Genomic DNA, 6,863 nt, shown 5'->3' on the forward strand with positions numbered 1-6,863 from the left:
ATCGGCCTGACCTTGGTGGGGATGTTCGAGGCTTGCACTCGGCAGGGTAGAGTGCTAAACAAACGGTTGGCACTCACCTGTGGAGAGTGACAATCCCACAGTCTGGGTCGGGGCGATGAGGCCTTGTTCTCGGCGGCGGAATGGAAGCCGTTCGAGGTGGGGCCGTCCGTCGCGGGCGTCGGCTCGATCCGTCATAGCCACCTTGTTCCGGGAGGACTGGAGCCTATGGCTGCAAAGATGATCGCGTTCGACGAGGAGGCCCGCCGCGGCCTTGAGCGCGGCATGAACCAGCTCGCTGATGCCGTAAAGGTCACCCTTGGGCCGAAGGGCCGCAACGTCGTTCTGGAGAAGAAGTGGGGCGCTCCCACGATCACCAACGACGGTGTGTCGATCGCCAAGGAGATCGAGCTCGAGGACCCGTGGGAGAAGATCGGGGCCGAGCTGGTCAAGGAGGTCGCGAAGAAGACCGACGACGTCGCCGGTGACGGCACGACGACGGCGACCGTCCTTGCTCAGGCGCTGGTCCGTGAGGGCCTGCGCAACGTGGCCGCCGGCGCCAACCCGATGTCCCTCAAGCGGGGCATCGAGGCCGCGGTGGAGCGCGTGAGCGAGGAGCTGTCCAAGCTCGCCAAGGACGTGGAGACCAAGGAGCAGATCGCTTCCACGGCCTCCATCTCCGCCGGCGACGCGCAGATCGGCGAGATGATCGCCGAGGCGATGGACAAGGTCGGCAAGGAAGGCGTCATCACCGTCGAGGAGAGCAACACCTTCGGGCTCGAACTCGAGCTCACCGAGGGCATGCGCTTCGACAAGGGCTACATCTCGCCTTACTTCGTGACCGACCCCGAGCGGATGGAAGCGGTCCTCGAGGACCCGTACATCCTGATCGTTCAGGGCAAGGCGTCGGCCAACAAGGACCTGCTGCCCGTGCTCGAGGGCGTCATGCAGTCCGGCAAGCCGCTGCTGATCATCGCTGAGGACGTCGAGGGCGAGGCCCTGGCCACGCTCGTCGTCAACAAGATCCGTGGCATCTTCAAGTCCGTGGCCGTCAAGGCCCCGGGCTTCGGTGACCGCCGCAAGGCCATGCTGGGCGACATCGCCACGCTGACCGGCGGCCAGGTCATCAGCGAGGACGTCGGCCTCAAGCTGGAGGGCACCACGCTCGACATGCTGGGCCGCGCCCGGAAGGTCGTCGTCTCCAAGGACGAGACCACCATCGTGGACGGCGCCGGTGACGCCAACGAGATCGCGGGCCGGGTCAACCAGATCCGCACCGAGATCGACAACACCGACTCCGACTACGACCGCGAGAAGCTCCAGGAGCGCCTCGCCAAGCTGGCCGGCGGCGTCGCCGTCATCAAGGCCGGCGCGGCGACCGAGGTCGAGCTGAAGGAGCGCAAGCACCGCATCGAGGACGCCGTTCGCAACGCGAAGGCGGCCGTCGAAGAGGGCATCGTCCCCGGCGGTGGCGTGGCGCTGCTGCAGGCTGCGGGCCCGGCGTTCGACAAGCTGGAGCTGACAGGCGACGAGGCCACCGGTGCCGCGATCGTCAAGCGTGCGCTGGAGGAGCCCCTCAAGCAGATCGCGGTGAACGCCGGCCTCGAGGGCGGCGTCGTGGTGGAGAAGGTGCGTGGCCTGACCCCGGGCGAGGGCCTGAACGCCGCCACCGGCGAGTACGTCAACATGTTCGAGACCGGCATCCTCGACCCGGCCAAGGTGACCCGCTCGGCGCTGCAGAACGCGTCGTCGATCGCGGCTCTGTTCCTCACCACCGAGGCCGTCATCGCTGAGAAGCCGGAGAAGAACGCTGCTCCGGCCATGCCGGACGGCGCCGGCGGCATGGACTTCTGATCGGGTCCTAGCCGTACGACTCCGTACGCATGAAAGGGGCGGCTCCCACCGGGAGCCGCCCCTTTTGCCATATCCCGACGGCTGACGAGGGGCGCACGCGGACGGGGTGAAGGCGGAACGCGCGAAGGCGGGGCCACATGGATGGGGCGGACGCGGACGCCCGTGTGGATGGCCGCGCGTGGGTGAAGCGGCCGCAGACGGAGTATGCGTGGGGCAGGGGAGTGTGGGGACGAGACGCGCATAGGCGAGCACGCGCACGTGACGGGCACGTGCGCGGGGCAGGGAGTCTGCGGGACGGGGCGCGCATGGACGGGCGCGTGAATGGGGCCGACGCGAGCGCGAGTACGGATGGCCGTGCGTAGCTGAAGCGGGCGAAGATCGGGGCAGGGCATAGACGGGCATGCGCGCCTGACGGGCACGTGGGCAGGGCGTGTGTGAGGTGAGACACGCAGACGGGCGCGTGGCGGGACGGTCCGGGGCGAGGCGCGCGCAGACGGGACGCGCGTGCAGGGGACATGCGTGGACGGGACGTGCGGTTGGGCGTGTGAGCGACGCGGGTGTATCCGGAGGGTGGGGGCATGTGGGTGGGACGGGGTGTCTTCAGGAACGAGACGCGCCGTGCGGTCCGCTCCAGTGACTCGGGGTCGTGCGAAGGACGCAGGTGTGCTCGTCGACCGGCTCCAGCTCGATGCCGCGTACGCGGTTGCCCACGTTCTGGTCAGTGGCGTGAACGGGCGGGCGCCCAGCTCGCGCAGCCGGTCGGCCAGCTTGGGCGGCTCCTGACCTCGGAGTCCAGCGTGTGGGGCAGGGCGTGCGGATGGCCGTGTGGGCAGAGCAGGCACAGGTGGAGTGTGCGTGTGGCCGGGCGTGTGCGGAGGGGACGCGCCTAAACGGGCGCGCGTGGTCGGGAAGGGCGTGGAGCTGGGCGCATGTGCGGGGTGGGCCACCCGTGGGCAGGACGGGTGTGGCCGGAGCGCAGACGTCGTGCGGGGACGGGAACCGGCTTGGGCGGGCATGCGTGAGCGGGACAAAGGTCGTGGGCGTTTCATCGCGTTGTACGGATGGCATAGGGAGTTCGGCGGTTAACGCAGTGGGGGCGCCGGGGAGGAGTGGTGGTCCCCGGTGTCGCTCGGAACGCGTGCGTGGATGTTGTGGGCTTAGCCGCGGGGGCTGGCGTGAGCACAGGTCTCCCGCCTCGACCCCCTCGATCGTGAGATGCCCGTGGCCGATCTCTAGCGGGACGAAGACCATGGGTGGACCTCACGTCCAAGGTGCTGCTGATCGGTTGTGGCAGCGTGGCCGGCTCACGGGCAGGGATGGGGCGCGGCCGTCGGTGTACGACTGTGCGCCGAGGGTTCAAGCTTCGTGCCCGGCAAGGCTCCGTCTGAGTTCCGGCCCGGCTCCAGGCTTGGGTGGGCTGCACGGCTAGGTGGCGGCGACCAGGTAGCCGGATCGGGTGACTACGGTGGCACACTCTTGATCGATGATCCGGCTCCCAGAGCATGAGGACACGTGAACGATCTCTTCAACTCCCCGGTCCTGAAGGTCGAGCAGCCGCGCCGCCTCCCCTCGGCCAAGTCGCAGTACACGATCTCCGACGGTCACGGCGCGCTCCTGGCCAAGGCGGCGGAAGGTTCCGTACCGCTGCACCGCCAGGCGACGCGGACGTTGTTCGGCAACGGTGACGACCGGCGCGTGGTCCAGGTCGAGAACGCGCGGGGCGGTGCGCCGCTGCTGGTGATCGAGCGGCCGAAGGCCACGCTGGGGACGTGGGTCAGCGCCCCGAACGGCGCGTTGATCGGGTCGATTCGGGTGGACCGATTCAAGTGGCGGTATGCGCTGCTGGACGCGGCCGAACGTCCCGTCGGCAGGCTGGAGGGCAACAAGCTCGCCCGGAAGTTCAAGGTGCTGGACGGCGCGGGCGCGCACGTCGCTCAGGTCGACAAGAAGTGGAAGGGCGCGGCGACCGAGGTCCTGACCACCGCGGATCGTTATGCCGTGCAGTTCTTTCATCCGCTGCCGGACCCGTTGCGCGTCCTGGTCGTGGCGGCGCCGATCGCACTGGATCTCATGTTGTACGAGGGCAAGGACCTGCCGGATCTTGGAACGTTGGCCTGACAGCCGCCGGAAGCACTTCCGCGCACCGCCGGAGCTTGGCAGGATCGCCGGGTGAGCGATCTCTTCAACTCCCCGGTGCTCAGGGTCGAGCAACCCCGCAAGGGTCCGTTCTCCAAGACGCAGTACAAGGTGATGGACGGCGAGGGCACGCTCCTGGCCCTCGGCGCCGAGATCAAGATCCGGTCGCGCGGCGAGTCCCTCAAGGCGGTCTTCCCGGGCAAGTCCGAAATGGACGCCCGCGCCATCGAACTCGCCACGCCCGAGGGTGAGCCCCTCCTGCACGTGGACAAGGCCATGGGCAGGATGCTCACGGCCGTCCGGCGCCCCGACGGCGAGATCATCGGGTCCTTCCGTACCGAACGCGTGGGCCGGCTCTACTCGTTGCGCGACGCCGATGACAAACGTTTCGGCGAGGTCGTGGGCGACGTGCCGAGACGTAACTTCGCCGTGAAGGACACCGAGGGCAACCAGGTGGCGCACGTCCAGAAGAAGTGGGCGGGCGTGGCCACGCACCTGCTGACCACCGCCGACCGGTACGCGGTCGAGATCACCGACCCCGTGCCGGAACCGCTGCGAACGATGGCCGTGGTGACCGCGATCGCCATGGATCTGCTCCTCCACGAGTCCAAGGACATCACTTAGCGACCGACGGGCTTCCGGGCCGCCCGACCGCGAGGTACGTTCCGTTCGTGCAGGCCATGCCCGGGCGTTCGAACGGCTGGTGGATCTCACCGGCCATTCCCACGATCGCCAACGCCGTCCTGGCCACCCTGTGGGCCTTCTCGGCCCTCGGCGGCTGGGGCGACGCGGCCTTCTGCGGCGACGCCGACGAGCACGACGCGGCGTGCGGCGCCGACTTCGACATCGCGGTCCGCTTCTCTGTGGCTCCCGCCGGCCTGGCCGCAATGATCGCCCTCGCCGCATGGGCCCTTCCGCATGTACGCCGCAACGACGACCGTCTCGACGCCCTCCTCACCGTCGCGGCCTTCATCTGGGTCTTCGCCGAAGGAGTGCTGTTCATCGGCGGCCTCGTCGCCAAGCCCTGAACTCGCCCGTGGCGACTTTGGCCTCCGGCGAGGCCATGCGTCCAGGACGTTCCGGCAGCGTCAACGTGCTTCCCGCAGGTCGTGCATTCGTCATCGCCACGGTCAGGCCAACTGACGCCAGATCTTCGGAGGGCGCACTTCAAGCAAGTGTGCATGTGGGTCCATGGCGGTTACTGCCCCCGGTCGTGGAAGTCGTGCATCCCGCGTGGCGGACGGAAACGACGGCGGCGGAGGCGAGAACGGCTGGAAGGGCGAGGACGAACGGCGACAGGTGGACGGCGGAGGAGAGCACTTCATCAGCCGACGTGCTGCTGCTACCGGTCATCGATCGGTGCGGCTCACGTGTGCGCCCACGGCTGGCCCCTGCAGAGCTGCGCCAGGAGCCGTGTTCGTAGATCCCGCTCGGCGGAGAGCGGAGCGAACGCTGGGAGGCGAAGAGCAGGATGCGGTCGGACGTGGCCGGCAACGACCTCCACAGCGATGATGCGGGCTCCTCTGCCGTGCCCATTGAGAGGTACAGAGCCGTCGACGCGCGGCGCCCGCTTGGCGGGACGTGCAGCACCATGGTGGTGTTCGAACGTGCGAGACCCGGCTGCCTTCTCTCTTCGGTCGCGCCGCCGCGCAGGTCATAGCCGATGAGCAGCCAGGTCTGCCAGGGGCCCGGTATCGGCTGTGAGGTCCGCTACCTAGGGGAACCCGTCTGGCAGGCGCTGGAGGTTCCGGTCGTGGCTCGTCGTCCGCCAGGCGGTCAGCGCGGACGCGTCGAGGAGCAGCACGACGACCGCCAGGGCCAGTCGCACCGGCATGAGGCGCGGCAAGCGAGCAGTGGGAGGCGGAAATCGGGGGTTTGAACGGGGGCGGAGGGCGGGAGCGGTCGGGATGATGGGACTCGATCGCCGACCTCAGATGGCGCGTACAGCAGCTCGCGTTGCGCGCGAGGCGGAGAGCCATCCAGAGCAAGGTTCCTGAGTACGCCACACGGCAGGGAAGCGGGAACACGCCTGCTGATGACCTGGGCGCTGATCCGGCTTCCGGATCAGGGGGATGGGTGTGCGGCCACAGCCACGGACATGCATGACCGACAGCAGTGCGTCTGGATACTGCCTTGATCGCTGCTGGAGGGCCGCTGCCCGATCCTGCGACGACGCTAGGGCGGCAGCGGCCGCACCCTGCGCGGAGCCGCCTCACGTGGCGGGCTCGGACGGGCTACTTCTGGCCGTTGGTCGGGTGCCCCAAGCGCGACTTGTCGCGTCGCTCCATTGCCTGCCTGACTCGATGGACGGCGGGAATAGGGGGCGGCGCGTCGTCGTTACCGAACGGGGACAGGGGCAGAGAAGTCACACCTTCGGCCCGCCTGACCAGGCTGTCCACCGTGCAGATGCAGCGTCGTGGTGCTGGGGACCGCAACACGTCGGATCCTCTTGCGCCGACTGGTTTGACGTTCGGCCCGCGTGGGCATACTGTTCTCTTCGCCCCACGGGGAGCGGGACGCCGATTGCGGTGGCCGGCCCGGGGGAAACCACCAAGGATCAACGGGCTCGGTTTTCCGTGCCCGCGTTCCGCGGTGGGTCGGAAATGGCCGATTTTGCAAACTCGGCCGGATCTGATGAAATAGCAACACCCGCCGGGAATGGGGCCGCGAAAGTGGAACCAGAACGGCGGAATCAGAAAAGAACGGCAAATTGACAAGCCGAACGGATCTGATAAAGTAGATGAGTCACCACCGAGCGGGAAACGCGAAAGCGAAACCCAACGGTGGGTGTCCGTTTCTTGAGAACTCAACAGCGTGTTAAAAGCCAGTGCCTTTATCGGTCAGGCAGATTGATGTCTGGCCGCCCCGTGGCTGTG

The 6,863-nt window shown here is 68.0% G+C and carries 4 protein-coding genes; all 4 read left to right on the forward strand.

The window, feature by feature from the left end; all coding sequences use genetic code 11:
• The first annotated feature begins 225 nt into the window (after positions 1–225).
• The 4 genes from groL to ACGFNU_RS47305 all read left to right on the forward strand — a co-directional run bounded on the left by groL (position 226) and on the right by ACGFNU_RS47305 (position 5,015).
• Positions 226–1,851 carry a chaperonin GroEL gene (gene groL, locus ACGFNU_RS47290; protein ID WP_392603300.1) on the forward strand — a complete coding sequence of 542 codons (1,626 nt, stop codon included), beginning with the start codon at positions 226–228 and terminating at the stop codon, positions 1,849–1,851.
• A 1,512-nt stretch (positions 1,852–3,363) separates the two neighbouring features.
• Positions 3,364–3,969, forward strand: coding sequence for a phospholipid scramblase-related protein (locus tag ACGFNU_RS47295; RefSeq protein WP_392603301.1), 606 nt, complete (start codon positions 3,364–3,366; stop codon positions 3,967–3,969).
• 51 nt (positions 3,970–4,020) lie between these two features.
• Positions 4,021–4,611, forward strand: coding sequence for a phospholipid scramblase-related protein (locus ACGFNU_RS47300; protein ID WP_392603302.1), 591 nt, complete (start codon positions 4,021–4,023; stop codon positions 4,609–4,611).
• Between the two features lie 47 nt (positions 4,612–4,658).
• Positions 4,659–5,015 carry a hypothetical protein gene (locus ACGFNU_RS47305; protein ID WP_392603303.1) on the forward strand — a complete coding sequence of 119 codons (357 nt, stop codon included), beginning with the start codon at positions 4,659–4,661 and terminating at the stop codon, positions 5,013–5,015.
• Positions 5,016–6,863: the final 1,848 nt, after the last annotated feature.

The sequence above is a fragment of the Spirillospora sp. NPDC048911 genome (assembly GCF_043198015.1).
Classification (GTDB): domain Bacteria; phylum Actinomycetota; class Actinomycetes; order Streptosporangiales; family Streptosporangiaceae; genus Spirillospora.

Excerpts from the sequence above, each read along its gene's own strand:
- groL (WP_392603300.1), top strand. The coding sequence starts at position 226 with ATGGCTGCAAAGATGATCGCGTTCGACGAGGAGGCCCGCCGCGGCCTT.